We start from the raw sequence: 22608 nt of genomic DNA, 5'->3' as shown, positions 1-22608 counted from the left end.
GGCCATGCGGATCGGAGAACTCGCCGACGCCGTCGGCGTCACCACGCGGACCGTGCGGCACTACCACCATCAGGGCCTGCTGCCCGAGCCGGAGCGGCTGGCCAACGGGTATCGGACGTACACGTTGCGGCATGTCGTCGTGCTGGCCAGGATCAGGCGGCTGACCGAGTTGGGGCTCGGCCTGGCGGAGGTGCGGGACGTGCTCGCGGACGAGGCCGGGAAGGATCTCGCCGAGGTGCTGGAGGAGCTGGACGCGGATCTCGCGCGGCAGGAGGCGGCGATCCGGGAGCGCCGGACGCGGCTGCGGGCGCTGCTGGAGACGGAGGGCGGGGTGCCGGCCGAGGGGCCGGTGTCGGCGGAGCTGGCCGAGTTGTTCGCGGGCATGGGGGACGTGTCCGGCTCCCCGATGGCCCTCCGGGACCGGGAGATGCTGGCGTTCATGGAGAGCGCGGTGGGGCCGGAGGAGCGGGAGGGGATGCTGGCCACGCTGCGCGGCGCGTTCGACTCGCCGGAGGCGGTGGCGCGCGCCCACCAGGCGTACGCCCTGCTCGACGAGCTGGCGGACGCCGGTGCCGACGATCCCCGCGTGGCCGGGGCGGCGCGGGCGCTCGCCGACTGCATCCCCGCCGAGCTGCTGCCCGCGGAGGGCGTCGGCCTCGACTCGGGCCACGGCGTCCTTCGCGCCATGTATGCCGACTTCGCGCCGGGGCAGGCCGAGGCGATCCGGCGGGCCCTCGCCATCGTCTCGCGGGGCCAACGGTCATGAGCGCCGCGTCCTTCGTCACCGTCCCGTACCTCCTGGTCCGGAACGAGCTGCGGCTGTGGGTGAGCCTGTGGCTGTGGGCGGCCCGGCGGACCCACGGGGCGGCGGCCGGCGGATCCGTCTTCGGGTACGCGCGGGGGCAGGGCGCGATGATGGGCGGGTTCGCCTTCGTGTGTGTCGTCGAGTCCGTGATGATGTCCGTGCTGCTGCGGGACTGGCCGGCCGTGCACCACGTGATGCTGGTCCTGGACGTGTACACCGTCGTGATCGTCGTCGGGCTGCACGCCGCGTCCGTGGTCCGGCCGCACGTCCTGGACCCGGACGCCGGGACGCTGCGGGTCCGGCGGGCCCTCCACGTCGACGTGCGGATACCGCTGGAGCGGATCGCCTCCGTCCGGCGTGAGCTGCGTACGACGCACGAGCCGAGGGACGGGGAGCTCGATCTCGCCGTGGGGTCCCAGACCTCCGTCACCGTCGAACTCGCCGAGCCCGTCACCCATGTCTCCTTCTTCGGGCGGCGGCGGGAGGTGCGGGTGGTGCGGTGCCATGCCGACGACCCGGGAGCGCTCGTACGGGCCGTCGAGCAGGCACGGGAAGGGCACGCCGTACCCTGACCGGGGGCCCAGAGCTTGTTGTGAAGGAGTACGTGTGCTTGTCCTGCTGCCGCCGTCCGAGGGGAAGGCCGCGTCCGGCCGGGGCGCCCCGCTGAAGACCGGGTCGCTGTCCCTGCCGGGGCTCACCGCGGCCCGGGAGGCCGTCCTCGGCGAGCTGGTCGGGCTGTGCGCCGGCGACGAGGAGAAGGCGCGCGAGGTGCTCGGGCTGAGCGAGGGGCTGCGCGGCGAGGTCGCCAAGAACGTGGAGCTGCTGACGGCGGGTGCGCGTCCGGCCGGGGAGATCTACACCGGTGTGCTGTACGACGCCCTGGACCTGGCCTCCCTCGACGCGGCCGCCAAGAGGCGGGCCGCCGGGTCGCTGCTGGTGTTCTCCGGGCTGTGGGGTGCCGTGCGGGTGACCGACCGGATCCCCTCCTACCGGTGCTCGATGGGGGTGAAGCTCCCAGGGCTCGGGGCGCTGGGCGCGTACTGGCGGGCGCCGATGGCCGAGGTGCTGCCGGAGGCGGCCGGGAACGGGCTCGTCCTCGACCTGCGTTCGGCGGCGTACGCGGCGGCCTGGAAACCGAAGGGCGAGGTCGCCTCGCGGACTGCGACGGTGCGGGTGCTGCACGCGCCGACCCGGAAGGTGGTCAGCCACTTCAACAAGGCGACCAAGGGGCGGATCGTGCGGAGTCTGCTGGCGTCCGGGACCTCGCCCGAAGGGCCGGCGGAGCTGGTGGACGCACTGCGTGACCTGGGGTACGAGGTGGAGGCGGAGGCGCCCGCGAAGGCCGGGAAGCCGTGGTCGATGGACGTGCTTGTGGACGAGGTCCACTGACCCGCCGATCACGCTGTTGCACTGGATGCAACGGTGATTGCAGGGAGTGCGTTTCGGCGGCACGATGAGGGCATGAGTTCTCCGCTGTCCTCCTCCCCTGCCGCCTCGGTGCTGGATCTCGCGCCCGTCGTGCCCGTCGTGGTCGTCGACGACCTCGCCGACGCCGTGCCGCTCGCCAGGGCGCTCGTCGCCGGCGGGCTGCCCGCGATCGAGGTGACGCTGCGGACGCCGGTCGCCCTCGACGCGATCCGGGCGATCGCCGGTGAGGTGCCGGACGCGGTGGTCGGCGCGGGCACGGTCGTCACGGCGGAGCAGGTCGGTGAGGTCGTGGCCGCCGGGGCGCGGTTCCTGGTCAGCCCGGGGTGGACGGACGTGCTGCTGGAGGCGATGCGGGGGTCCGGGGTGCCGTTCCTGCCGGGGGTGTCGACCACCTCGGAGGTGGTGGCGCTGCTGGAGCGCGGGGTGCGGGAGATGAAGTTCTTCCCGGCCGAGGCGGCGGGCGGCACCGCGTATCTCAAGGCGCTCGCCGCGCCCTTGCCGCAGGCGCGCTTCTGCCCGACCGGTGGCATTACGCCCGCCTCCGCTCCCGAGTACCTGGGTCTTCCCAACGTCGGCTGTGTGGGAGGCAGTTGGATGCTGCCCAAGGACGCGGTGGCCGGCCGGGACTGGGGGCGCGTGGAGCGGCTCGCCCGCGAGGCGGCCGGGCTCAGCGCAGGTGGGACGTCTCGTTGAACAGGCGGACGCTGGCGCCGCCGTCCGCGTAGTACGCCACCGCCGACAGGGACGCCGCCGACAGTTCCATGCGGAACAGCGACTCGGGCGGGGCGCCCAGCGCGAGTCGCAGGAACGTCTTGATCGGCGTCACATGGGAGACCAGCAGTACCGTGCGGCCCGCGTACGCCGCGACGAGCTTGTCGCGGGTGGCGGCGATCCGGACGCCGGTGACCGCGAAGCTCTCGCCGCCGCCGGTGGGTTCCGCGTCCGGGGAGGCCAGCCAGGCGTCCAGGTCGTCGGGGTAGCGGTCGCGCACCTCGCCGAAGGTGAGCCCCTCCCACGCGCCGAAGTCGGTCTCCCGCAGCCCCTCCTCGACCGCCACCTCCAGGCCGAGGCGGGCGGCGACGATGCCGGCGGTCTCGCGGGTGCGGGCCAGGGGTGAGGCGACGACCGCCTCGATCGTGCCGCGCCGGGCGAGGCTCGCGGCGACCTTCTCGGCCTGCTCCCGGCCGACGGCCGACAGGGACGGATCACTGCCGCCGCTCCCGGAGAACCGCTTCTGCGGGGTGAGCGGCGTCTCCCCGTGCCGCAGGAGGACGAACGTGGCGGGGGCGCCCATGTCGGGGGGTCCCCAGCCGGGCGAGGCCACGGCCTTGGCGGCGCGCACGTCGGTGTCCGCGGCCGCCCGTGAACCCACGCCGGCGGTGGCCGCGTCGGCCGCGGCGTCGAGCTCCGCCGTCGACTCGGACGGCGACCACTGTTCGCCGCGTGCGCCCGCGTCCATCGCCTCGTTGGCCAGGCGGTCGGCGTGTGTGTTGTCCGCGCGGGGGATCCACTCGTACGTCACGCGGCCGGGCGGGAAGACCCGGGCCGCCTCGGCCGCCAGGGGCTTCATGCCGGGGTGCTTGATCTTCCAGCGGCCCGACATCTGCTCGACGACGAGCTTGGAGTCCATGCGGACGTGCACGGTGGCGTCCGGGTCCAGCTCCTTCGCCGCGTACAGGCCGGCCAGCAGGCCCCGGTACTCGGCGACGTTGTTGGTGACGACCCCGAGGTACTCGGCGGCCTCCACCAGGGTCTCCCCCGTCGCCGCGTCCAGCACCACCGCGCCGTAGCCGGCGGGCCCGGGGTTGCCCCGTGACCCGCCGTCGGCCTCGACGACGAACCCCCGCGCGGGACGCTCCGCCGGACGTGCGGCAGGACGAGCCGCCGGACGCGCCGCCTGGTCGTTCACCGGACCGGCTCCCTACAGCCCGGAGTCGGCCGTACGCACCAGGATGCGGCGGCAGTTCTCGCAGCGGACGACCGTGTCCGGCGCCGCCGAACGGATCTCGCTCAGCTCCGTGATGGCCAGCTCCTGGCGGCACCCCTGGCAGCTGCGCTGGTACAGCTTGGCCGCGCCGACGCCGCCCTGCTGCTCGCGCAGCTTGTCGTAGAGCTTGAGCAGGTCGTCGGGGACGGAACCCGCGACGACCTCGCGCTCCTTGGTCACCGAGGCCGCCTCGCCGTCCAGCTCCTCGACGGCCGCGTCGCGGCGCGCGGTGGCGTCGTCGATCTTGCCCTGGACCGCGCCGACCCGCTCGGTCAGCTCGACGACCCGCTCCTGCGCGGACTCGCGGCGCTCCATCACCTCCAGGACGACGTCCTCGAGGTCGCCCTGGCGCTTGGCCAGGGAGGCGATCTCGCGCTGGAGGTTCTCCAGGTCCTTCGGGGAGGTGACGGCGCCGGAGTCCAGGCGCTGCTGGTCGCGGCCGGCGCGCTGGCGCACCTGGTCCACGTCCTGCTCGGCCTTGGTCTGCTCGCGGGCGCAGTCGCTCTCCTCGGTCTGCGCGGCCACGAGCAGGTCGCGCAGCTGGGTGTGGTCCTTGGTCAGCGACTCGATCTCGGCGTGCTCGGGCAGGGACCGGCGCTTGTGCGCGAGCTGCTGGAGGCGCGTGTCGAGGCCCTGGACGTCGAGGAGTCGGATCTGGTCGGCGGGCGCGGCTTTCAGTTGGGGGCTCCCATTGCGCTAGAGGTCGGGGCGGACGCCGCGTGGGCGGTCCAGGGGTCGGTGACCGTCTTCGAGACGTGGACCCTCAGGTCCCAGCCGTTGCGGTCGGAGATCTCGTCGAGCTGGGCGGCGCCCAGCTCGCACCAGGGCCACTCGGTGGCCCAGTGCGCCGCGTCGAGCAGCGCGAGGGGACTGTGGGCGCGGGCCTCCGAAACGGGGTGGTGGCGGAGGTCCGCGGTGAGGAAGGCGTCGACGCCCGCCGCCCGTACGTGGTCGAAGAGGCTGTCGCCGGAGCCGCCGCTGACGGCGACCGTGCGGACGGTCGCGTCCGGGTCGCCGGCGACGCGGATGCCCTGCACCGTGGCGGGCAGCCGCTCGGCGGCACGGGCGGCCAGCTCGCGCACCGTCAGCGGGTGCTGCACCTCGCACACCCTGCCCAGGCCGCGGCGCCCCTCGGGGTCGCTCGGGTCCGGCACCAGGGGCCGTACGACGTTCAGGTCGAGGGCGCCGGCCAGCGCGTCGGAGACGCCCGGGTCGGCGGTGTCGGCGTTGGTGTGGGCGACGTGCAGGGCGATGTCGTTCTTGATCAGGGTGTGCACCACACGGCCCTTGAAGGTGGACGCCGCGACCGTCGTCGTCCCGCGCAGATACAGCGGGTGGTGGGTGACGAGCAGGTCGGCGCCGAGCTTCACCGCCTCGTCGACGATCTCCTGGACGGGGTCCACCGCGAACAGGACCCGCGTGACCACCTGGTCGGGGTCGCCCACGACGGTGCCGACCGCGTCCCAGGACTCGGCCCGCTCGGCGGGCCACAGGTTGTCCAGCGCGGCGATGACTTCTGACAGACGGGGCACGCATGCAAGGCTACCTGGAGGTTCTGCGCCGTTGTACCCGCAGCCGCCCGCCGCAGCCCGCCGCAGCCGCACACGCCGCCCGCCGCCGCGGCCGCCCGGTCCGGCACAGCACACACCGTGCCCTTCCCTCAGGCGAATCGTTCCTGTGACACACGTATGTGTGATGGGGACCGCCGCCGGTCCCCCGCCCGTGCGTGCGATAACTAGCTTCGTCGCCGGAGGTGACCGAACGATGACGGCCTGTGCGATCGAGCCTTCGGCGAACCCCGGCGACAGCGGGGCCCCGAAGGTGGGCTGCAGCATCACCGCGGAGGGTGCCTACGCCGCGCGTCTCGCCCGGAGCGGGGGGAGCGGCGAGGCCTGGTACCCGGAGCGCTGGACCCTGGACGGCCCCGAGCCGTACGCGGTGCCACTGCCGGGCAACCAGCCCGAGGAGCCCGGCACCGAGGTGCGGCCGATGGGCGACGGACGGGTCCTGGTCCACCGCGTCGCGGCCGGCCGGCACGTCTTCGCGCTGCTGTACCCGACCGGACCCGGCACCGGCGAGCTGCCGCTCGGCGCGGTCGAGTGCCCGGCCGACACCGCGGGGATGCGGCTGCTGCCACCGGTTCCGGGCGGTGAACGGGCGTACGCCCTCGCGGCCGGTCCGCGTTCGACGGTGCTGTGGCAGGTCGCGGGCGGCGCCTTCGGACCCGAGCGCGTGGCCGAGATCCCCGGCCGCTGCTCGGGCGGTGTCTGGCTGGACCGCACGGGCCGGATACTGGCCGTGGACCGGGAGACCGGCGGGCGCACCAAGGCGGTCGTGGTGGACCTGGAGCGGGACGGCGAGGTGTCGCCGCTGCTGCAGATCGCCCCGGACAGCGACGACCGGATACTGCTGGCCGACCCCGACAGCGGGCTGGTGCTGATCCGCTCGGACGCCCCTTCGCCGGGGCGGGAGCGGCTCGGCTGGGGCGTCCTCGGCAGCACGCTGCCGGTGCGGTTCCCGGAGTGCCTGCGGCTGCCGGACTGCGTCGTGACGCCGTTCGCGATCCAGCCGGGGCAGGTGCTGACTCCGGAACGCTGCGCGGTGGCGCTGCGCGTGGACGGCGCGTTCGGCAGCTGGGTCGGAGTGTGGCGGCCCGCCGAGCGGCAGGTGCGTCATCTTCCGGCGCCCGAGGGATGGTTGACGGGCGCCGGGCTGTGGACGCCGGACGGGGAGCTGCGGCTGCCGTGCTCGACGCCGCGGTCGCCGTGCGGTGTGGCCCGGCTGGTCGCGCCCGACGCGGGCGGCGAGCAGCCTCGGGGCGCGGAGAACGCGGAGAACGCGGAGAACGCGGTGCACGCAGGGAATGCGGCACATGCCGAGGAATCAGCTCCGGACGAGTCGGGTGAACCGGGCACGGCGGGCACTCCCGCCCCCGCGCAGCCGCGCCCCGTACCACTGCAACAGGCCCCGCTGGCACGGCTTGTAACGAAGTAGTGCCGGTTGGCGTGGCCGCCTGGATCCGTCCCGAGGTGTGCCGGTTAGACTCGCCCGGCTGTAGGAAAGATCATGTTGACGGGGTGAATTCCTTCCGATGAACGACACCAGCACGACCCAGCCGAAGCAGGCCGCCGGTGCCGACGTTTCCGAGATCGACGCCGGCCACGGCAAGCACCGTGGGCCGGTCTCCAGCCAGGAGGGCGAGGCGACTCCACAGGGCCGCCACCGCAAGCCGGCCGAGGAGTCCGGGACGGCCGCCTGACGGCACGGACAAGGCACGGGCACACACGAAAGCAAGCGGCTCCGGCCCCGTTCGTCGCATCCGGCGGACGGGGCCGTTGTCGTCGCCCGGACCCCTGCCCGTACCGGACGATCCCCCTGCCCGTACCGGACGATCCCCTACCCGTACCGGTCGATCCCCTACCCGTACCGGACGACCGTGTCGGCTAGGACGGGCGCGTCACCGCGCTCGACGGCGCTCACGGCCACCCGCACCTCCCGCAGCGCCCCCCGCGCCTCCCCGGCGTCGCCGCGCTCCGTCTCCTCCCGCCCCCTCCCGGCGGCCCGCCACATCCGCACCCGCAGCGTCTCCCCCGGGTACACCACCCCGGCGAACCGCGTGCGGTACGCGCGCACCCGGGTCACGTCACCGTCCAGCAGCGTGTCGACGACCGCCTTGAGCGCGGCGCCGTACGTGCACAGCCCGTGCAGGACGGGCCGCTCGAAGCCGGCGCGCGCGGCGAACTCCGGGTCGGCGTGCAGGGGGTTCCGGTCGCCGGAGAGCCGGTAGAGCAGGGCCTGGTCCTCGCGTACGGCCCGTTCGACGACGTGGTCCGCCGGCTCGGCGGGCGGCGGCGAGGGGCGGCCGGACGGGCCCCGCTCACCGCCCCAGCCGCCTTCCCCGCGCACGAAGACCTCGGCCTCGTCGGTCCACAGCGGTCCGTCGGCGTCGGTGACCTCGGTGCGCAGGACGAGGACGGCCGCGCTGCCCTTGTCGTGCACGGCGACGACGCGCGAGGACGCTCGCGCCCTGCCCCGCACCGGGACGGCGGGCCGGTGCAGGCGCAGCCGCTGCCCGCCGTGCAGGACGTGGGCGAGGTCGACGTCGACGCCGGGCATGGACAGCGTGCCGATCACTCCCGGGGCGCCGCCGCCGGCCACCGTCGCGAAGCTCGGCAGCACGTGCAGCCGGGACTCCAGGGTGTAGCGCAGCTCGCCGGGGTCGGTGGCGGGCCGGCCTGCGCCGATGCCGAGGTGGTAGAGCTGGACGTCCTTGTGGTCCCAGGCGATCTCGCGGACCCGGGGTGCGGCGGCGAGCGCCCCGGCTGCGTCGATGGGCATGGCTCTCCCGGCTCGTCTCCCCCGCGTCCCTGCTGTCCCGGTCACCGTACGGGACGCCCGCCACCCATGACATTTGTCCTGCCGAACACCGGACAACCGCATCTGCCGTACGCCCCCGCCGGCTCCGTAGCGTCATCGGTATGACACCGACAGAGGGCACCACCCCCGCCGTCTCCTTCGCGGGAGCGGCCAAGGCGTACGGCGACGTCCGCGCCGTCGACGGCATGGACCTGCGCATCGAGCGCGGCGAGACCGTCGCGCTGCTCGGCCGCAACGGCGCGGGCAAGTCGACGGCGATCGCGCTGCTGCTCGGCCTGCGCCCGCCCGACGCGGGCACGGTGGAGCTGTTCGGCGGTCCTCCGGAGGGTGCCGTGCGCGCCGGCCGGGTGGGGGCCATGCTCCAGGAGGCGCGGGCGGTCCCCCGGGTCACCGTGGGCGAGCTGGTCGCCTTCGTGGCCGGCCGCTATCCGGCGCCGATGCCCGTCGGGCAGGCCCTGGAGCTGGCGGGGATCGCCGCGTTGGCCGGGCGGCGCGTGGACCGGCTGTCCGGCGGACAGGTCCAGCGGGTGCGGTTCGCCCTCGCGCTGGCCGGCCGCCCCGACCTGCTGGTCCTGGACGAGCCGACGGCGGCCCTCGACGTGGAGGCCCGGCACGCCTTCTGGGAGTCGATGCGGGCCTACACCCGGGGTGGCAGCACGGTCCTCTTCTCCACGCACTACCTGGAGGAGGCCGACGCGCACGCCGACCGGATCCTGGTCGTCGACCGGGGGCGCGTCGTCGCGGACGGCACCGGCGACGAGCTGCGCCGGGCGGCGGGCGGCAGCCGCGTCTCCTTCGACCTGGCCGGCCGGCCCACCGACGACCTGACGCTGCTGCCCGGGGTCCGCTCGCTGGAGGTGCGCGGGGACCGTGCGCTGCTGCGCACCGACGACTCCGACGCGACCGTGATCGCCCTCGCGGAACTCGGCGCGATTCGCGGCCTGGAGGTCGCCCCCGCGTCCCTGGACGACGCGTTCCTGGCCCTGACGACCCCGGTGCCGGCGCCCGCAACACCCGCGACACCCGCCGCACCCGCACCGGCACCGGCACCGGCACCGGCACCGGCACCGGCACCGGAGAAGGAGAGCATGCGATGAGGGACTACCTGGTCCTGGAGACGCGCCGTACGCTGCGCGATCCCGGCTTCGTGATCGGCGGCATCGCCATGCCGGTCCTGATGTACCTGCTGTTCACCAACCTCGGGGACGACGCGGGCAAGTGGAAGACGGGTGCGATGGTCGGCATGGCCGCGTACGGCGCGGTCGGCTCGGCCCTGAACACCGGCGGCGGGGTCGCCGAGGACCGGGCGATCGGCTGGCTGCGGCAGCTGAGGGTGACGCCGATGCTGCCGCACCAGGTGGTCGTGGGCCGCGCCCTGACCTCCTCCGTCACCGTGCTGCCCGCGATCGCGGCGGTGCTCGGCGCGGGCGGCCTGATCAACGGCGTGCGGCTGGACGCCTGGCAGTGGGCGGCGCTGGCGCTGCTGCTCTGGCTCGGATCGGTGCCGTTCACGCTGCTGGGGCTCGGCAACGGCTACCGGCTGACCGGGCAGACCACGGGCGTGGCGAACATGGTGGCCAACCTGGGCCTCGCGGTGATCGGGGGCCTGTGGTTCCCGCTGGCGCTGTTCCCGGAGTGGCTGCGCACGGTGTCGGGCTTCACTCCGAGCAACCGCTTCGCTCAGCTGGGCACTTCGGTGGCCACCGGCCAGGCACCTCCCGTAGGTGGAATCCTCGTCCTGGCGGGATGGCTGCTGGCCTTCGGCGTGTACGCCGTCCTGTCCTACCGCCGCGGCGCGGCGAACGACTGAGCGCCGCGGGCGCGGAGCGGAAGGGAGCCGACAGCCATGACCGGGATCCGAGGGCGGCTGCGCAGGGTGTCGTGCCGACTCGACGCGTGGCAGCTGGCACGGCAGTCCGAGGCGGTGGACCGGTCGGGCGAGCGGCCGGAGCGGGTCGGTCCGCCGCCCACCGGTTTCACGCTGCTGCCCTGGCTGCTGATGGGCCTGGGCAGCCTGGCGGACATCTTCCACGGGCGGACGTCCAACCCCTGGATCGGCGGCGCGGGACTGTTCGTCTTCAACTCCCTCTACATCTATGTGGCGTTCCGCTCCTTCGACAAGGAGACGCGCGAGTCGCCGTCCACGCGGCTGGCGCTGGCCGCCATGGCGCTGGTGACCTGCGGTATGGCGCTGGCGTACGGGGGCAGCTGGCTGCTGTTCTTCCCGCTGCTGGGCCTCGCCGCCGGGGCGGCGCTGCGCGGGCGGTGGCTGGGCCGGTGGGGCTGGTCGCTGACGGCGGTGGCGGGTGTCGTGGCCGGCGTCCGGGACGGCTGGGACGGCTGGGACGGCCTGAACATCGCCTACGCGACCTTCCTTTCGACGATGGTGACGGCCGCGATCCTGAGCCTGTCCGACGCCGTACGGCAACTGCGCGCCGCCCGGGAGGAACTGGCCACCCGCGCGGTGGCGGAGGAGCGGCTGCGGTTCTCGCGCGACCTGCACGACCTGCTGGGGCACACGCTGTCGGTGATCGTGGTCAAGTCGGAGGCCGCCCGCCGGCTGGCGCCCCGGGACCTGGACGCGGCGCTGACCCAGATCACGGACATCGAGTCGGTCGGCCGCCAGGCGCTGACCGAGGTCCGCGAGGCGGTCACCGGCTACCGGGAGGGCAGCCTCGGCACCGAACTGGACCGGGCCCGTTCGGCGCTGGACGCGGCGGACGTGGAGGCGGTGGTCCGCCGCTCCGGTCCGCCGCTGCCGCCGCAGACGGAGGCGCTGCTGGGGTGGGTGGTGCGGGAGGCGGTCACCAACGTCGTACGGCACAGCGGCGCGAGCCGCTGCGAGATCGCGGTCTCGGGCGGTGCGGACCGGGTCCGGCTGACGGTCACGGACGACGGCACGGGCGTGGCGGGGCCCACGCAGGGTCCGGGCACGGGCCTGACCGGCCTCACGGAGCGCCTCGCCACCGCGGGTGGTTCGCTCACGGCGGGGGTGGAGCCGCGGGGCGGCTTCTCGGTGACGGCGGAGCTTCCGGTGCGGGAGGAGGAACGGCCGGTGGGCGCACCGGCGTAGCTCCCGGGCGGGCGGACGCCCCGGGCCCCAGTACGGCCGCCGCCCGGGCCTTCGTACGTCCGTACGGCCGGTGCGCCCTACCCTTGCCCCGTGACCGACGAGACCCCCCGCGCCCACCCCGTCCGTGTCCTCCTCGCCGAGGACCAGGGCATGATGCGCGGCGCGCTCGCGCTGCTGCTCGGGATGGAGGCGGACATCGACGTGGTCGCGCAGGTGGCGGCCGGGGACGAGATCGTCGCCGCCGCGCTCGCGCACCGCCCCGACATCGCCCTGCTCGACATCGAACTGCCGGGTCTGAGCGGCCTGGACGCCGCCGCCGAGCTGCGGGAGCGGGTGCCCGGCTGCCGGGTGCTGATCCTGACCACGTTCGGCCGCCCCGGTTACCTCAGGCGGGCCATGGAGGCGGGTGCCGCCGGTTTCCTGGTGAAGGACGGCCCGGTGGAGGAGCTGGCCGGTGCGATCCGCCGGGTGCTGGCCGGTGAGACGGTCGTCGACCCGGCGCTGGCCGCGGCCGCGCTCAGTGCGGGGCCCAGTCCGCTCACCGGCCGGGAGTGCGACGTGCTGCGCGCCTCGGCGGACGGTGCGACGGTCGCGGACATCGCCGCGGGGCTGCATCTGTCCGAGTCCACGGTCCGCAACTATCTGTCCGCCGCGATCGGCAAGACCGGTACCCGCAACCGGGCGGAGGCGCTGCGCGCGGCTCGGCAGCGGGGGTGGGTTTGAGCGGGGCGGAGGCGCTGCGCGCGGCTCGGCAGCGGGGGTGGGTTTGAGCGGGGCGGAGGCGCTGCGCGCGGCTCGGCAGCGGGGGTGGGTTTGAGCGGGGCGGAGGCGCTGCGCGCGGCTCGGCAGCGGGGGTGGGTTTGAGCGGGGCGGAGGCGCTGCGCGCGGCTCGGCAGGGGGATGGGTTCGGCGGTGCGTCGGCTGCGGGCCGGTGGGGGTCGCCCGCGCAGTTCCCCGCGCCCCTTCGGGGCGCTCAGTCCTTGGCGCGCGTCTTCGGCAGCCACGCCCACATCAGTACCGCCGCCGCGACCAGAACCGCCGCCGCCGTGCGGAACACCAGCGCGTAGCCGTCCGTCAGGGCCGCCGGACCGGCGCTCTCGCCCCCGGAGCGGGCCGCCGCGATCGTCGACATCACCGCGAGTCCCAGCGAACCGCCCATCGTCCGCGAGGTGTTGATCAGCCCGGAGACCAGTCCGGCGTCCCCCGGAGCCGCGCCGGAGATGGCCAGCGAGGCCAGCGGGGTGGCCGTCAGGCCCGCGCCCAGCATCATCAGCACGCCGGGAATCATGATCGCGGTCAGATAGCCGCCGTCCACGGTCATCGTCGACTGCCAGCCGAAGCCGACGGACGCGACGAGCGCGCCGAGCACGGCCACGTTCCGGGCCCCGAGCGCCGGCAGGAACCGCGGGGCCGCCTTCGAGCCGAGGATCACCGCGAGGGAGCTGGGCACCAGGGCGAGGCCGGCCTCCAGCGGGGAGTAGCCCAGGACGTTCTGCGCGTACAGGGTCATGAAGAACCACATCGAGAACATCGACGAGCCGGACACCAGCATCGCCACGTTCGCCGACGCCACCGACCGCAGCCGCAGCAGTGCGAGCGGGATCAGCGGGGCCGCCGTCCGCGCCTCGACCAGGAGGAAGAGCCCGAGCAGTACGAGGCCGGCGAGCAGCGGCAGCAGCGCGGCGCCCGCCGTCCACCCCTCGGACTCGGTCTGCGAGATACCGTAGGCCAGCGTGGCGAGTCCGGTGGTCACCAGCAGGGCGCCCGGCAGGTCGAGGCGGCGGCGCTCGCCGCCCCGGCTCTCGGTCAGCCACCGCACGGCGCCGGCCAGCACGACCGCGCCCACCGGCACGTTGATCAGCAGCACCCAGCGCCAGGACAGCCCGTCCACCAGGACGCCGCCCACCAGACCGCCCGCGGCACCGCCGCCCGCGCCCACGGCGGTCCAGGTCGCGATGGCGCGGGCCCGGGCCGCGCCCTCCGGCACCGCGGCGGTCAGCAGCGTCAGCGTCGAGGGGGCGAGTACGGCCGCGCCGAGGCCCTGCACGGCCCGTGCGGCCAGCAGCTGCCAGCCCTCCTGGGCGAGCCCGCCGCCCAGCGAGGCCAGCGTGAAGAGCCCGAGCCCTACCAGGAACATCCGCTTGCGCCCGTACAGGTCACCGGCCCGCCCGCCGAGCAGCATGAACCCGGCGAAGGCGATGGCGTAGGCGTTGACCACCCACTGGAGTCCCTGGGCGCTCAGCCCGAGGTCGGTCCGCATCGACGGCAGGGCGACGTTGACGACGGACACGTCGAGGACGACCAGGAACTGTCCGGCGCAGGCGAGCGCCACGACCAGCCAGGTCGGTGGCGTGCGGCGCGGGGATATTCGTCGGGCGGTGGATGTGGTGCCGGTGGCTTCGAGCATAGGTGTCATGGTCTCAACCCGGGTCTGCCCCTTGCATCGGTTTTTGGTCCCCCGCCGTCCTGGGTCCTGAGACCTAGGCGACCGGCCGGTGAACCGCGTGCAGGCGCGTTCCCAAGAGAAGGTCAAGAATTAGTTAGGGACTCGAAGCAACGGAATAGTTGCCCCGGCGCACGAGGTTCAGCCTGCACACAACACAAGACCGCAAGACCGCGAACGTGTTTTCGCCGACTCCCGGCCTGGAGGCCCCACCCCATGTCCCACACGACGACCGACGAGCCCGTGCGGCGAGCGAGCGGGGCCACCGTCCCGGTGCTCGCGTTCGCGGGCATCGTCGTCGCGGTGATGCAGACCCTGCTGGTCCCGGTCATCAAGGACCTGCCCCGACTTCTGGACACCTCACCCAGCAACGCCACGTGGGTACTGACCTCCACGCTCCTGTCCGGAGCCGTGGCCACGCCGATCATGGGCCGGCTCGGCGACCTGTTCGGCAAGCGCCGCATGCTGATCGCCAGCCTGTCGGTGATGGTCGTCGGCGCGCTGCTCAGCGCGCTCACCGAAGCCCTGGTCCCGATGATCGTCGGCCGTACGCTCCAGGGCTTCGCGATGGGCGCGATACCCCTCGGCATCGGCCTGATGCGCGACATGCTGCCCCGTGAGCGGCTCGCCTCGGCGATGGCGCTGATGAGCTCCTCGATCGGCGTCGGCGGCGGCCTGGCCCTGCCCGCCGCGGCCCTGGTCGCGCAGCACACCGACTGGCACGCCCTGTACTTCGGCGCCGCCGGTCTCGGTGCCCTCTCCATCGCCCTGACCCTCCTGGTCGTGCCGGAGTCCCCGCTGCGCGCCAAGGGCTCCTTCGACCTGCCGGGCGCGCTGGGTCTGTCCGCCGGGCTGATCCTCTTCCTCCTGCCGATCAGCAAGGGCAGCGACTGGGGCTGGGCGTCGCCGACCACGCTCGGCCTGTTCGCCGCCGCCGTCGTGGTGCTGCTCCTGTGGGGCCTGATGGAGCTGCGCGTCGCGGCCCCGCTGGTCGACCTGCGCACCACGGCCCGCCGCGAGGTCCTGCTCACCAACCTCGCCTCGATCATGGTCGGCGTCTCCTTCTTCGTCATCTCCCTCGTCCTGCCGCAGCTCCTCCAGCTGCCCTCCGAGACCGGCTACGGCCTCGGCCAGTCGATGGTCGTCGCGGGACTGTGCGTGGCCCCGCTGGGCCTGACGATGATGTTCACCGCGCCGGTCTACGCCCGCCTGTCCGCCCGCTACGGCCCCCGCACCACGCTGATCATCGGCCTGGTGATCATCGGGATCGGTTACGCCGGCGGCCTCGGCCTGATGAGCGCCGCCTGGCAGACCGTCGTCACCTCGGTGCTGATCGGCGCCGGCATCGGCCTCGCCTACTCCTCCCTGCCCGCGCTGATCATCGGCGCGGTCCCGGCCTCGGAGACGGGCGCGGCCAACGGCCTCAACACCCTGATGCGGTCCATCGGTACGTCGGTGTCGAGCGCCGTCATCGGCATGGTGCTCGCCAACACGGCGAACGACGTGGGCGGCGTCGCCGTCCCGACCATGCAAGGCTTCCACGTCTCCTTCCTGATCGCGGCCGCCGCCGTCGCCGTCGGCCTGGTGCTGGCCTTCTTCCTCCCGCGTCGCAGTCCCGCGGGGGTCTCCCAGCTGCGCGCGAGCAGCGAGGAGGACGCCAACCTGGCCCGCGCCGAGCAGGCCCTCGCCGGCGCCGCGGAGGAGCCTCCGCACGGCTTCCGCGGCCGGGTCCTGGCCGCCGACGGCGTTCCCGTCGCCCGTGCCAAGGTGACGCTGATCGACCGGCACGGACGGCAGGCGGGCGCGACCCTCTCCGCGGGCGACGGCAGCTACGCCCTCGCCGTGCCCGCGCGGGGCCCGTACGTCCTGGCCGCCCGCGCCGCGGGCCACGCCCCGCTCGCCCACGCGGCGACCCACGGCGGCGACCGCCCGGTCGACCTGGACCTGTCCCTGCCGGGCGAGACGGTCCCGGCCTGACCCTCACCCGCCCCTCCCGGCCCCGTACCCCCTGTCGCACCACGCGGCGGGGGGTACGGCAGCATGGGGCGCCGGCACACCCCGCACCACGCACCACGCAGAACGCACGACGTTCGACGCACGACCACCGAAAGGCCCCCATGACCGCGGCCCCCGCCTCCGCCTCCTCCCCCTCCCCGTCCCCGTCCCCCGAAGTCCTGGCCGCCTTCGAGGCCGCGAAGGGGTTCATGCCGGCGCACGAGGGGCGCGCTCTGTACGCCGCCGCCGTGGAGGCGGGCGGGCTCGGGCTGCCGCTGCTGGAGGTCGGCACGTACTGCGGGCGCTCCACCGTGCTGCTCGCCGACGCGGCCCGCCGGGCCGGGGTCACCGCGCTCACCGTCGACCACCACCGGGGCAGCGAGGAGCAGCAGCCGGGCTGGGACTACCACGACCCGGCGACGGTCGACCCGGAGCTGGGCGTGATGGACACACTGCCCACCTTCCGCCGCACCCTGCACCGAGCCGGCCTGGAGGAGCACGTGGTCGCCCTCGTCGGCCGCTCGCCGCAGGTCGCGGCGGTCTGGAACTCCCCGCTGGGCCTCGTCTTCATCGACGGCGGCCACACCGACGAGCACGCGAACGCCGACTACGAGGGCTGGGCCCCGCACGTGGCCGACGGCGGCCTGCTGGTCATCCACGACGTCTTCCCCGACCCGGCCGACGAGTTCACCGGCCAGGCCCCGTACCGCGTCTACCTCAGGGCCCTCGCATCCGGCGCGTTCACCGAGGTCTCCGTGACCGACTCGCTGCGCGTCCTGCGGCGAACCGGCACGGGGATCTGACGGCGCGGTTAGAGTCGCTGACGTGTCGTACACAGGCCCGGACTTCGAACCTCCCCAGCGCCGCCGCTCCCCGCTGCGCCGTGCCCTGACCGTGGCGATCGCCGCGCTCGTGCCCGGGGCACTGCTCGGGTGGGGGGTGTACGCGGCGGTCGGCGGCCCGGACGACGGTGACGGGGGCGGCGCCGACCGCGCGGGCGCCGTACGGACGTCGGCGGCGCCGTCCTCGAGCGCCTCTGCCTCGCCGGACGGCGGCGGCGACGGCAAGAAGCCCGCGGGCTCCTCCCCCGCTCCCACCTCGAAGGAGCCGTCCGCCTCCCGCCCCGCCGCTTCGGGCCCCCTCGAGGGCAAGGTCGTCGTCATCGACCCCGGCCACAACCCCGCCAACTTCCAGCACGCGTCCGAGATCAACCGCAAGGTGAACGTCGGCACGCACTGGAAGGAGTGCGACACGACGGGCACGGCCACCAACGCGGGCTGGCCGGAGGCGAAGTTCACCCTCGACGTGGCCCACCGGCTGCGCACCCTGCTGGAGGCGCAGGGGGCAACCGTGAAGCTGACGCAGGACGGCGACCGTTCGTTCGGCCCCTGCGTGGACGAGCGGGCCCGGATCGGCAACGAGGCGCACGCGGACGCGGCGATCTCGATCCACGCCGACGGGTCGGGGGCGGGCAACCGGGGCTTCCACGTGATCATGCCGGGTTCGGTGCACGACGGCGCCGCCGACAACCGCGCCATCGTGGCGCCCTCCGCCGAACTGGGCAAGAACGTCGCGGGCGCCTTCGTGCGCGTCACGGGCTCCGCACCGTCCAACTACCTCGGCGACGGCACCGGCCTGGTCACGCGCACGGACCTGGGCGGTCTCAATCTGTCAACGGTTCCGAAGGTGTTCATCGAGTGCGGCAACATGCGCGACAGCAAGGACGCGGCGCTGCTGACCAGCGGTAGTTGGCGGCAGAAGGCGGCGCAAGGGATGTCTGAGGGGATCGTGAGTTTTCTGCGCGGGTAGTGACCGGCGTCCCGATCCCTGCGGACAGCCCCGAGGTCCGGACGATAGTGTCGTCCGTACGATGAGGGGCCACCCCCGCGCTTCACACCGGAACCTTTCGGCGCCATCGTGACAGCGACGCCTCTACCGACGACGAGACGACCTACGAAGGACCTGAAGTGAATATCCGCTCCCTCACTCGAGGCGACGGCGTGGTGATCGGAGCAGCGGTGTTGCTGTTGATCGCGTCGTTCCTCGACATCTACTCGATCGACGGGGCGCCGGACAGCGCCGACATCCCCAGCCTGTGGGGCAGTGGCTCGGTCGTGCTCGGTGTCGTCCTGGCGGGCGTCATCGGCGCCGCGCTCGTCGTCGTGAACCGCGCCATGCCGCAGCCCAAGAAGGTGGCCGGTCTCGACCTCGGCCAGTTCGGCGTCGCGTTCACGGTGTTCGCCGCGTGGTGCGCGCTCGGCAACATCTTCGACCCGGCGGGCGCCTTCGACAACGACGGGGGCCTGGACAACATCGGGGCCGGTATCGGCCTGATCCTCGCCCTCGTCGCCACGCTGGTCATGGCCGCCGCGGCCGTGGCCACGCCGCTGGTTCCCGCTCTCAAGGGCTCCCTGATCCCGGCCGCTCGTCCGGCCGCGCCGCAGCCCTACGGCGGCCAGCCCCAGGGTGGTTACGGCTACCCGGGTGCCCAGCAGCAGCCGTACGGCGGCCAGCCGGGACAGCCCGGTCAGCCGGGTCAGCCGGTTCCGTCCTTCGGCGGCCAGCCGCAGCCGGGGCAGCCGCAGCCCGGTCAGCCGCAGGCGCCGCAGCAGGCGCAGGCGCAGCCGGCCGGGGACTTCTCCCCGTTCTGGTTCGCCGTGCCGGTGCCGCGTCCGCTGTTCGCGGAGGACGGCTCGCCGACGCCGATCGCCGAACTGGCGCCGGGCACCTGGTACCTGGCCGTCGAGCAGCGCGGCGCCAACCTGGTCGCCCAGACCCAGGACGGCCGCCGCGGCGTCCTGCAGGACACCTCGGGCATCCAGCGCGGCTGACCGCGCCCATCCCGTCGAAGCCTCAACGGCCCCCCATCCGGCACCGGTTCCGGGTGGGGGGCCGTCGGCACAGGTTTCCTCCGCGCCTGCGCGGCCATACGGAAGGCATGTCCAGAACCCATGGTTCGAACTCCGCGGGCAGGGCCGTCGCGACCGTCGCGGACATCATGGCCCTCATCCTCGGCCTGTGGATCCTGATGTACCTGTTGGACGCCAACCGGGCCAACGACCTGGTGCGGTTCGTCCATGACGCGGCCGACTGGCTGGCCGGCTGGTCGCGAGACCTGTTCACGTTCGACGAGGCATGGGCCCGCGTCGTCGCCGGCTACGGCCTGGCCGCCGTGGTCTACCTCTTCGTCGGGCACGCCGTCGCCAACCGCCTGCACCGGAACTGATCCGGCACCGGGGCCGGCCCGGCGGTCAGACGCAGCAGTCCGGGTCCAGGCCCCGCGGCAGGCGGTCGCCCGCGAAGACCTGGCAGGTGGCCTCGTGGCCGCCGAGCGCGGCGACGGCGAGCAGCAGGGAGCCGGCCGTCCAGGTGGTCAGCTCGCGGGGCCAGATGGCGTCGTCCTCGAAGACGTAGCCCGTCCAGTACAGACCGCTGTCCGGATCCCGCAGGTGCTGGATGGACTGGAGAATCTCCAGGGCGTGGTCGGACTCGCCCACCGCCCACAGGGCGAGCGCGAGTTCGGCCGACTCGCCGCCGGTCACCCACGGGTTGGGGACGACGCAGCGCACCCCGAGGCCCGGGACCACGAAACGGTCCCAGCTCTCCGTGAGGCGGGACCTGGCCTCCGTACCGGTCAGCGCGCCGCCGAGGACCGGGTAGTACCAGTCCATCGAATAGCGGCCCTTGTCCAGGAACCGCTCCGGGTGGCGGCGGATGGCGTGCCGCAGCGCGCCCGCCGCCAACTCCCAGTCGGGCTGCGGCTCTTCGCGCTGTTCGGCGATGGCGAGCGCGCAGCGCAGCGCGTGGTGGACGGAGGAACTGCCGGTCAGCAGCGCGTCCTCGGTGTCCGTGCCGTCGTCGTCGCGGCGCCAGCCGATCTGCCCGCCGGGCTGCTGGAGGCGCAGCACGAACTCGACGGCCGCGTGGACGACGGGCCACATCCTCTCCAGGAAGGTGTCGTCGCCGGTGGCGAGGTAGTGGTGCCAGACGCCGACCGCGACGTAGGCGACGAAGTTGGTCTCCCGGCCGCGGTCGGTGACGTCGGCGAAGTCCCCGTCGGCGTAGGCGGCGTACCAGGAGCCGTCCGGGTTCTGGTGCCGGGCCAGCCACGCGTACGCCCGCTCGGCGGCCTCGTGCTCGTCGGCCGTGTCCAGGGCCATCGCCGCCTCGACGTGGTCCCACGGGTCGAGATGGTGCCCGCGGAACCACGGGATCGCGCCGTCCTCGCGCTGGACGACGAGGATGCCGCGGACGGTCGCGGCGGCCTCGTCCTCGGTGAGGACGCCGGGCAGGACGAGGTGTTCGGTACGCGGAGTGCGGGGCGTGCCGGGGGTGCGGGGCGAGGTCACGCGGCGTCCACCGTCGGCAGGTGCGGCTTGGTGGCGTAGGCCACGAAGCTCTTGCCGATCAGCGGGTTCAGCGCCTGCTCGGCGACCCGGGTGGCCAGCGGCTTCTTCATGATGTCCCACACCAGCAGCTTGTGGTACGCCCGCACCGGCAGCGCCTTGTCGTTGTCGACGCCGAACGCGCACTTCAGCCACCAGTACGGCGAGTGCAGCGCGTGCGCGTGGTGGGTGCCGTACGGCTTGAGGCCGGCCTCGCGGATGCGGGTGAGGAGCTGGTCGGCGCGGTAGATGCGGATGTGACCGCCCTCGACCTCGTGGTAGGCGTCGGAGAGGGTCCAGCAGACCTTCTCGGGGCCGTAGCGCGGCACGGTGATCGCGATGCGGCCGCCGGGCTTGAGGACGCGGACCATCTCGGCCAGGACGCCCTTGTCGTCGGGGATGTGCTCCATCACCTCGGAGATGATGACGACGTCGAAGGACTCGTCGGGGAAGGGCAGGGCCAGCGCGTCGCCCTCCATGGCGGTGGCGGTGGCGCCGGCCGGGGCCTCACCGGCCTCCTTCATCGCCGCGAACCACTTGGCGACCTCGCGGATTTCCTCGGCGTTCCGGTCCAGCGCGACGACCTGGGCCCCGCGCCGGTAGCACTCGAACGCGTGCCGGCCGGCGCCGCAGCCGAGGTCCAGGACGCGGTCGCCCGGGGCGAGCGGGAACCGGGAGAAGTCGACGGTCAGCACGTGGCCCTGCTTTCGGGGTAGACGCCGGTGTCACTGGGGGTCGGGGTCGCAGGCACGGCCTCCTGGGTGGCCGTGGCGGCGGGACGGTGGCCGATGGCCGCGCGGTAGCGGGCGACGGTGCCCTCGGCGGCGCGGGCCCAGGTGAAGTGCTTCAGCACCCGTTCGCGTCCGGCAGCGCCGAGCCGGGCCCGCAGTTCGCGCTCGCTGAGGAGCCGGTTCAGTCCGGCGGCCAGCGCGTCCGCGTCGCCGGGCGGCACCGCGAGGCAGGTCTCCCCGTCGGGTCCGGCGACCTCCGGGACGGCTCCGCCGGTGGTGGCGAGCAGTGCGGTGCCGGTGGCCATGGCCTCGGCGGCGGGCAGCGAGAACCCCTCGTACAGCGAGGGCACGCACGCGACCTCCGCCGACCGTACGAGGTCGACCAGTTCGGCGTCGGAGATGCCCTTGACGAACTCGACGGCGCCTTCGAGGCCGTACCGCTCGGTCGCCTGCGCGACGGGCCCCTCGGCGGGCCGCTTGCCGACGACGACGAGGTGGGCCCGGGGATGCTCGGTCCGGGCCTTCGCGAGCGCCTCGACGAGGAAGACCAGGCCCTTGAGCGGCACGTCCGCGCTGGACGTGGTCACGATCCGGCCCGGCACCTTGGGCACCGACGGGTCGGGCGAGAACAGGTCGGTGTCGGCGCCGATGTGGACGACGTGGATGCGGTCGTCCCGTACGCCGAGGTGGTCGACGATCTCCTGGCGTGAGGTGCCGGAGACGGTGAGCACGGAGGGCAGGCGGCGCGCGACGCGCTTCTGCATCCGGGTGAAGGCGTACCAACGGCGCACCGAGTAGCGGCGCTTGCGGCTGTCGGCCGCGTCCAGCTCCAGCTGCCGGTCGACGGTGATGGGGTGGTGGATGGTGGTGACGAGCGGCGCGCCCACGTCGCCCAGCAGGCCGTAGCCGAGGGTCTGGTTGTCGTGCACGACGTCGAAGTCGCCGCGGCGGGCGCGCAGATGGCGCCGGGCGCGCAGCGAGAAGGTGAGCGGCTCCGGGAAGCCGCCGGTCCACATGGTGCCGACCTCGAGCGCGTCGATCCAGTCGCGGTACTCGTCGCGCTTCGGGGTGCGGAACGGGTCGGGCTGGCGGTAGAGGTCGAGGCTGGGCAGCTCGGTGAGGGACAGCCGGTCGTCCGACGCCGCCCGGCCGTCCAGGACGTCGAGCACGGGGTAGGGCTGGGCGCCGATGACCTCGACGCGGTGGCCGAGGCGGGCCAGTTCGCGGGAGAGGTGGCGGACGTAGACGCCCTGGCCGCCGCAGAACGGGTTCCCTTTGTAGGTGAGGAGTGCGATGCGCAGCGGTGGCAAGCCGTCGGCTGCGGGCTCCGGACGGGGACCCGTCTGACTGGCCTCGGCGGTCACTCTGGGCCCCCTTCTCACTG

Annotated in this window: 23 protein-coding genes; 15 read left to right on the top strand and 8 right to left on the bottom strand. The window is 74.0% G+C overall.

Going from position 1 to position 22608, the window contains the following annotated elements; translation table 11 throughout:
• Positions 1–4 precede the first annotated feature (4 nt).
• From ABS735_RS06215 to eda, 4 genes are all read left to right on the top strand, one after another.
• Positions 5–766 (top strand): MerR family transcriptional regulator, encoded by a 762-nt coding sequence (locus ABS735_RS06215; protein WP_373901831.1) that lies wholly within the window; start codon positions 5–7, stop codon positions 764–766.
• Positions 763–1377 (top strand): hypothetical protein, encoded by a 615-nt coding sequence (locus ABS735_RS06210; protein ID WP_373901830.1) that lies wholly within the window; start codon positions 763–765, stop codon positions 1375–1377. The genes ABS735_RS06215 and ABS735_RS06210 overlap by 4 nt, the downstream gene beginning before the upstream one ends.
• 34 nt (positions 1378–1411) lie before the next feature.
• A complete protein-coding gene (gene yaaA / locus ABS735_RS06205; RefSeq protein WP_373901829.1) occupies positions 1412–2194 on the top strand; it encodes a peroxide stress protein YaaA in 783 nt (260 codons plus the stop codon).
• Between the two features lie 72 nt (positions 2195–2266).
• The gene (gene eda / locus ABS735_RS06200) at positions 2267–2926 is read left to right on the top strand and encodes a bifunctional 4-hydroxy-2-oxoglutarate aldolase/2-dehydro-3-deoxy-phosphogluconate aldolase (RefSeq protein WP_373901828.1); all 660 of its coding nucleotides are present in this window, start codon (positions 2267–2269) and stop codon (positions 2924–2926) included.
• Here the strand turns inward: eda and ABS735_RS06195 are convergent.
• The 3 genes from ABS735_RS06195 to ABS735_RS06185 are packed head-to-tail and all read right to left on the bottom strand — an operon-like array spanning position 2901 to position 5752.
• On the bottom strand, positions 2901–4142 hold the full coding sequence (locus tag ABS735_RS06195) for a bifunctional RNase H/acid phosphatase (RefSeq protein ID WP_373901827.1): 1242 nt from the start codon (positions 4140–4142) through the stop codon (positions 2901–2903). The genes eda and ABS735_RS06195 overlap by 26 nt on opposite strands.
• Before the next feature lie 12 nt (positions 4143–4154).
• A complete protein-coding gene (locus ABS735_RS06190) occupies positions 4155–4898 on the bottom strand; it encodes a zinc ribbon domain-containing protein (RefSeq protein ID WP_373902317.1) in 744 nt (247 codons plus the stop codon).
• The gene (locus tag ABS735_RS06185; protein WP_373901826.1) at positions 4895–5752 is read right to left on the bottom strand and encodes a Nif3-like dinuclear metal center hexameric protein; all 858 of its coding nucleotides are present in this window, start codon (positions 5750–5752) and stop codon (positions 4895–4897) included. Before ABS735_RS06185 ends, ABS735_RS06190 begins: the two co-directional genes overlap by 4 nt.
• 232 nt (positions 5753–5984) lie before the next feature.
• Here ABS735_RS06185 and ABS735_RS06180 point away from each other — a divergent pair, with 232 nt between their 5' ends.
• Positions 5985–7214: a hypothetical protein gene (locus tag ABS735_RS06180; protein ID WP_373901825.1), complete on the top strand. Its 1230-nt coding sequence runs from the start codon at positions 5985–5987 to the stop codon at positions 7212–7214.
• A gap of 97 nt (positions 7215–7311) precedes the next feature.
• A complete protein-coding gene (locus tag ABS735_RS06175; protein WP_373901824.1) occupies positions 7312–7479 on the top strand; it encodes a hypothetical protein in 168 nt (55 codons plus the stop codon).
• Between the two features lie 158 nt (positions 7480–7637).
• Here the strand turns inward: ABS735_RS06175 and ABS735_RS06170 are convergent, their stop codons facing one another.
• Positions 7638–8558, bottom strand: coding sequence for a MaoC/PaaZ C-terminal domain-containing protein (locus ABS735_RS06170; protein WP_373901823.1), 921 nt, complete (start codon positions 8556–8558; stop codon positions 7638–7640).
• 140 nt (positions 8559–8698) lie between these two features.
• Between ABS735_RS06170 and ABS735_RS06165 the strand changes: the two genes are divergently transcribed.
• From ABS735_RS06165 to ABS735_RS06150, 4 genes are all read left to right on the top strand, one after another.
• Positions 8699–9694: an ABC transporter ATP-binding protein gene (locus tag ABS735_RS06165; RefSeq protein ID WP_373901822.1), complete on the top strand. Its 996-nt coding sequence runs from the start codon at positions 8699–8701 to the stop codon at positions 9692–9694.
• Positions 9691–10407, top strand: coding sequence for an ABC transporter permease (locus ABS735_RS06160; protein ID WP_373901821.1), 717 nt, complete (start codon positions 9691–9693; stop codon positions 10405–10407). The genes ABS735_RS06165 and ABS735_RS06160 overlap by 4 nt, the downstream gene beginning before the upstream one ends.
• 36 nt (positions 10408–10443) lie before the next feature.
• Positions 10444–11670, top strand: coding sequence for a sensor histidine kinase (locus ABS735_RS06155; RefSeq protein ID WP_373901820.1), 1227 nt, complete (start codon positions 10444–10446; stop codon positions 11668–11670).
• Between the two features lie 90 nt (positions 11671–11760).
• Positions 11761–12393: a response regulator gene (locus ABS735_RS06150; RefSeq protein WP_373901819.1), complete on the top strand. Its 633-nt coding sequence runs from the start codon at positions 11761–11763 to the stop codon at positions 12391–12393.
• 250 nt (positions 12394–12643) lie between these two features.
• On the opposite strand, the gene ABS735_RS06145 is transcribed toward ABS735_RS06150, so the two are convergent.
• Entirely contained in the window at positions 12644–14077 is a 1434-nt protein-coding gene (locus tag ABS735_RS06145; protein ID WP_373901818.1) for an MFS transporter, read from the bottom strand.
• Positions 14078–14329: 252 nt separating this feature from the next.
• Here ABS735_RS06145 and ABS735_RS06140 point away from each other — a divergent pair, with 252 nt between their 5' ends.
• The 5 genes from ABS735_RS06140 (at position 14330) to ABS735_RS06120 (ending at position 19334) form a co-directional block, all read left to right on the top strand.
• Complete coding sequence (locus ABS735_RS06140) at positions 14330–16090, top strand: MFS transporter (protein ID WP_373901817.1); 1761 nt, start codon at positions 14330–14332, stop codon at positions 16088–16090.
• Positions 16091–16230: 140 nt separating this feature from the next.
• A complete protein-coding gene (locus ABS735_RS06135; RefSeq protein ID WP_373901816.1) occupies positions 16231–16911 on the top strand; it encodes a class I SAM-dependent methyltransferase in 681 nt (226 codons plus the stop codon).
• Positions 16912–16933: 22 nt separating this feature from the next.
• Positions 16934–17917, top strand: coding sequence for an N-acetylmuramoyl-L-alanine amidase (locus tag ABS735_RS06130; RefSeq protein WP_373901815.1), 984 nt, complete (start codon positions 16934–16936; stop codon positions 17915–17917).
• Between the two features lie 158 nt (positions 17918–18075).
• Positions 18076–18939: a hypothetical protein gene (locus ABS735_RS06125; protein ID WP_373901814.1), complete on the top strand. Its 864-nt coding sequence runs from the start codon at positions 18076–18078 to the stop codon at positions 18937–18939.
• A 107-nt stretch (positions 18940–19046) separates the two neighbouring features.
• On the top strand, positions 19047–19334 hold the full coding sequence (locus ABS735_RS06120) for a hypothetical protein (RefSeq protein WP_373901813.1): 288 nt from the start codon (positions 19047–19049) through the stop codon (positions 19332–19334).
• A 25-nt stretch (positions 19335–19359) separates the two neighbouring features.
• On the opposite strand, the gene ABS735_RS06115 is transcribed toward ABS735_RS06120, so the two are convergent.
• The 3 genes from ABS735_RS06115 to ABS735_RS06105 are packed head-to-tail and all read right to left on the bottom strand — an operon-like array spanning position 19360 to position 22588.
• On the bottom strand, positions 19360–20457 hold the full coding sequence (locus tag ABS735_RS06115) for a prenyltransferase/squalene oxidase repeat-containing protein (protein ID WP_373901812.1): 1098 nt from the start codon (positions 20455–20457) through the stop codon (positions 19360–19362).
• Positions 20454–21188 carry a class I SAM-dependent methyltransferase gene (locus tag ABS735_RS06110; RefSeq protein ID WP_373901811.1) on the bottom strand — a complete coding sequence of 245 codons (735 nt, stop codon included), beginning with the start codon at positions 21186–21188 and terminating at the stop codon, positions 20454–20456. Before ABS735_RS06110 ends, ABS735_RS06115 begins: the two co-directional genes overlap by 4 nt.
• Complete coding sequence (locus ABS735_RS06105) at positions 21182–22588, bottom strand: glycosyltransferase family 4 protein (protein ID WP_373901810.1); 1407 nt, start codon at positions 22586–22588, stop codon at positions 21182–21184. Before ABS735_RS06105 ends, ABS735_RS06110 begins: the two co-directional genes overlap by 7 nt.
• Positions 22589–22608 lie beyond the last annotated feature (20 nt).

The sequence above is a fragment of the Streptomyces sp. MMCC 100 genome (assembly GCF_041538145.2).
Classification (GTDB): domain Bacteria; phylum Actinomycetota; class Actinomycetes; order Streptomycetales; family Streptomycetaceae; genus Streptomyces.
Note: the sequence above shows the minus strand (reverse complement) of the source record. Positions and strands in the feature narration are given on the sequence as shown.

Excerpts from the sequence above, each read along its gene's own strand:
- ABS735_RS06160 (WP_373901821.1), top strand. The coding sequence starts at position 9,691 with ATGAGGGACTACCTGGTCCTGGAGACGCGCCGTACGCTGCGCGATCCC.
- ABS735_RS06120 (WP_373901813.1), top strand. The coding sequence starts at position 19,047 with ATGTCCAGAACCCATGGTTCGAACTCCGCGGGCAGGGCCGTCGCGACC.
- ABS735_RS06170 (WP_373901823.1), bottom strand. The coding sequence starts at position 8,558 with ATGCCCATCGACGCAGCCGGGGCGCTCGCCGCCGCACCCCGGGTCCGC.
- ABS735_RS06180 (WP_373901825.1), top strand. The coding sequence starts at position 5,985 with ATGACGGCCTGTGCGATCGAGCCTTCGGCGAACCCCGGCGACAGCGGG.
- ABS735_RS06210 (WP_373901830.1), top strand. The coding sequence starts at position 763 with ATGAGCGCCGCGTCCTTCGTCACCGTCCCGTACCTCCTGGTCCGGAAC.
- ABS735_RS06140 (WP_373901817.1), top strand. The coding sequence starts at position 14,330 with ATGTCCCACACGACGACCGACGAGCCCGTGCGGCGAGCGAGCGGGGCC.
- ABS735_RS06215 (WP_373901831.1), top strand. The coding sequence starts at position 5 with ATGCGGATCGGAGAACTCGCCGACGCCGTCGGCGTCACCACGCGGACC.
- ABS735_RS06175 (WP_373901824.1), top strand. The coding sequence starts at position 7,312 with ATGAACGACACCAGCACGACCCAGCCGAAGCAGGCCGCCGGTGCCGAC.
- ABS735_RS06145 (WP_373901818.1), bottom strand. The coding sequence starts at position 14,077 with ATGCTCGAAGCCACCGGCACCACATCCACCGCCCGACGAATATCCCCG.
- ABS735_RS06135 (WP_373901816.1), top strand. The coding sequence starts at position 16,231 with ATGACCGCGGCCCCCGCCTCCGCCTCCTCCCCCTCCCCGTCCCCGTCC.
- ABS735_RS06165 (WP_373901822.1), top strand. The coding sequence starts at position 8,699 with ATGACACCGACAGAGGGCACCACCCCCGCCGTCTCCTTCGCGGGAGCG.
- ABS735_RS06155 (WP_373901820.1), top strand. The coding sequence starts at position 10,444 with ATGACCGGGATCCGAGGGCGGCTGCGCAGGGTGTCGTGCCGACTCGAC.
- eda (WP_373901828.1), top strand. The coding sequence starts at position 2,267 with ATGAGTTCTCCGCTGTCCTCCTCCCCTGCCGCCTCGGTGCTGGATCTC.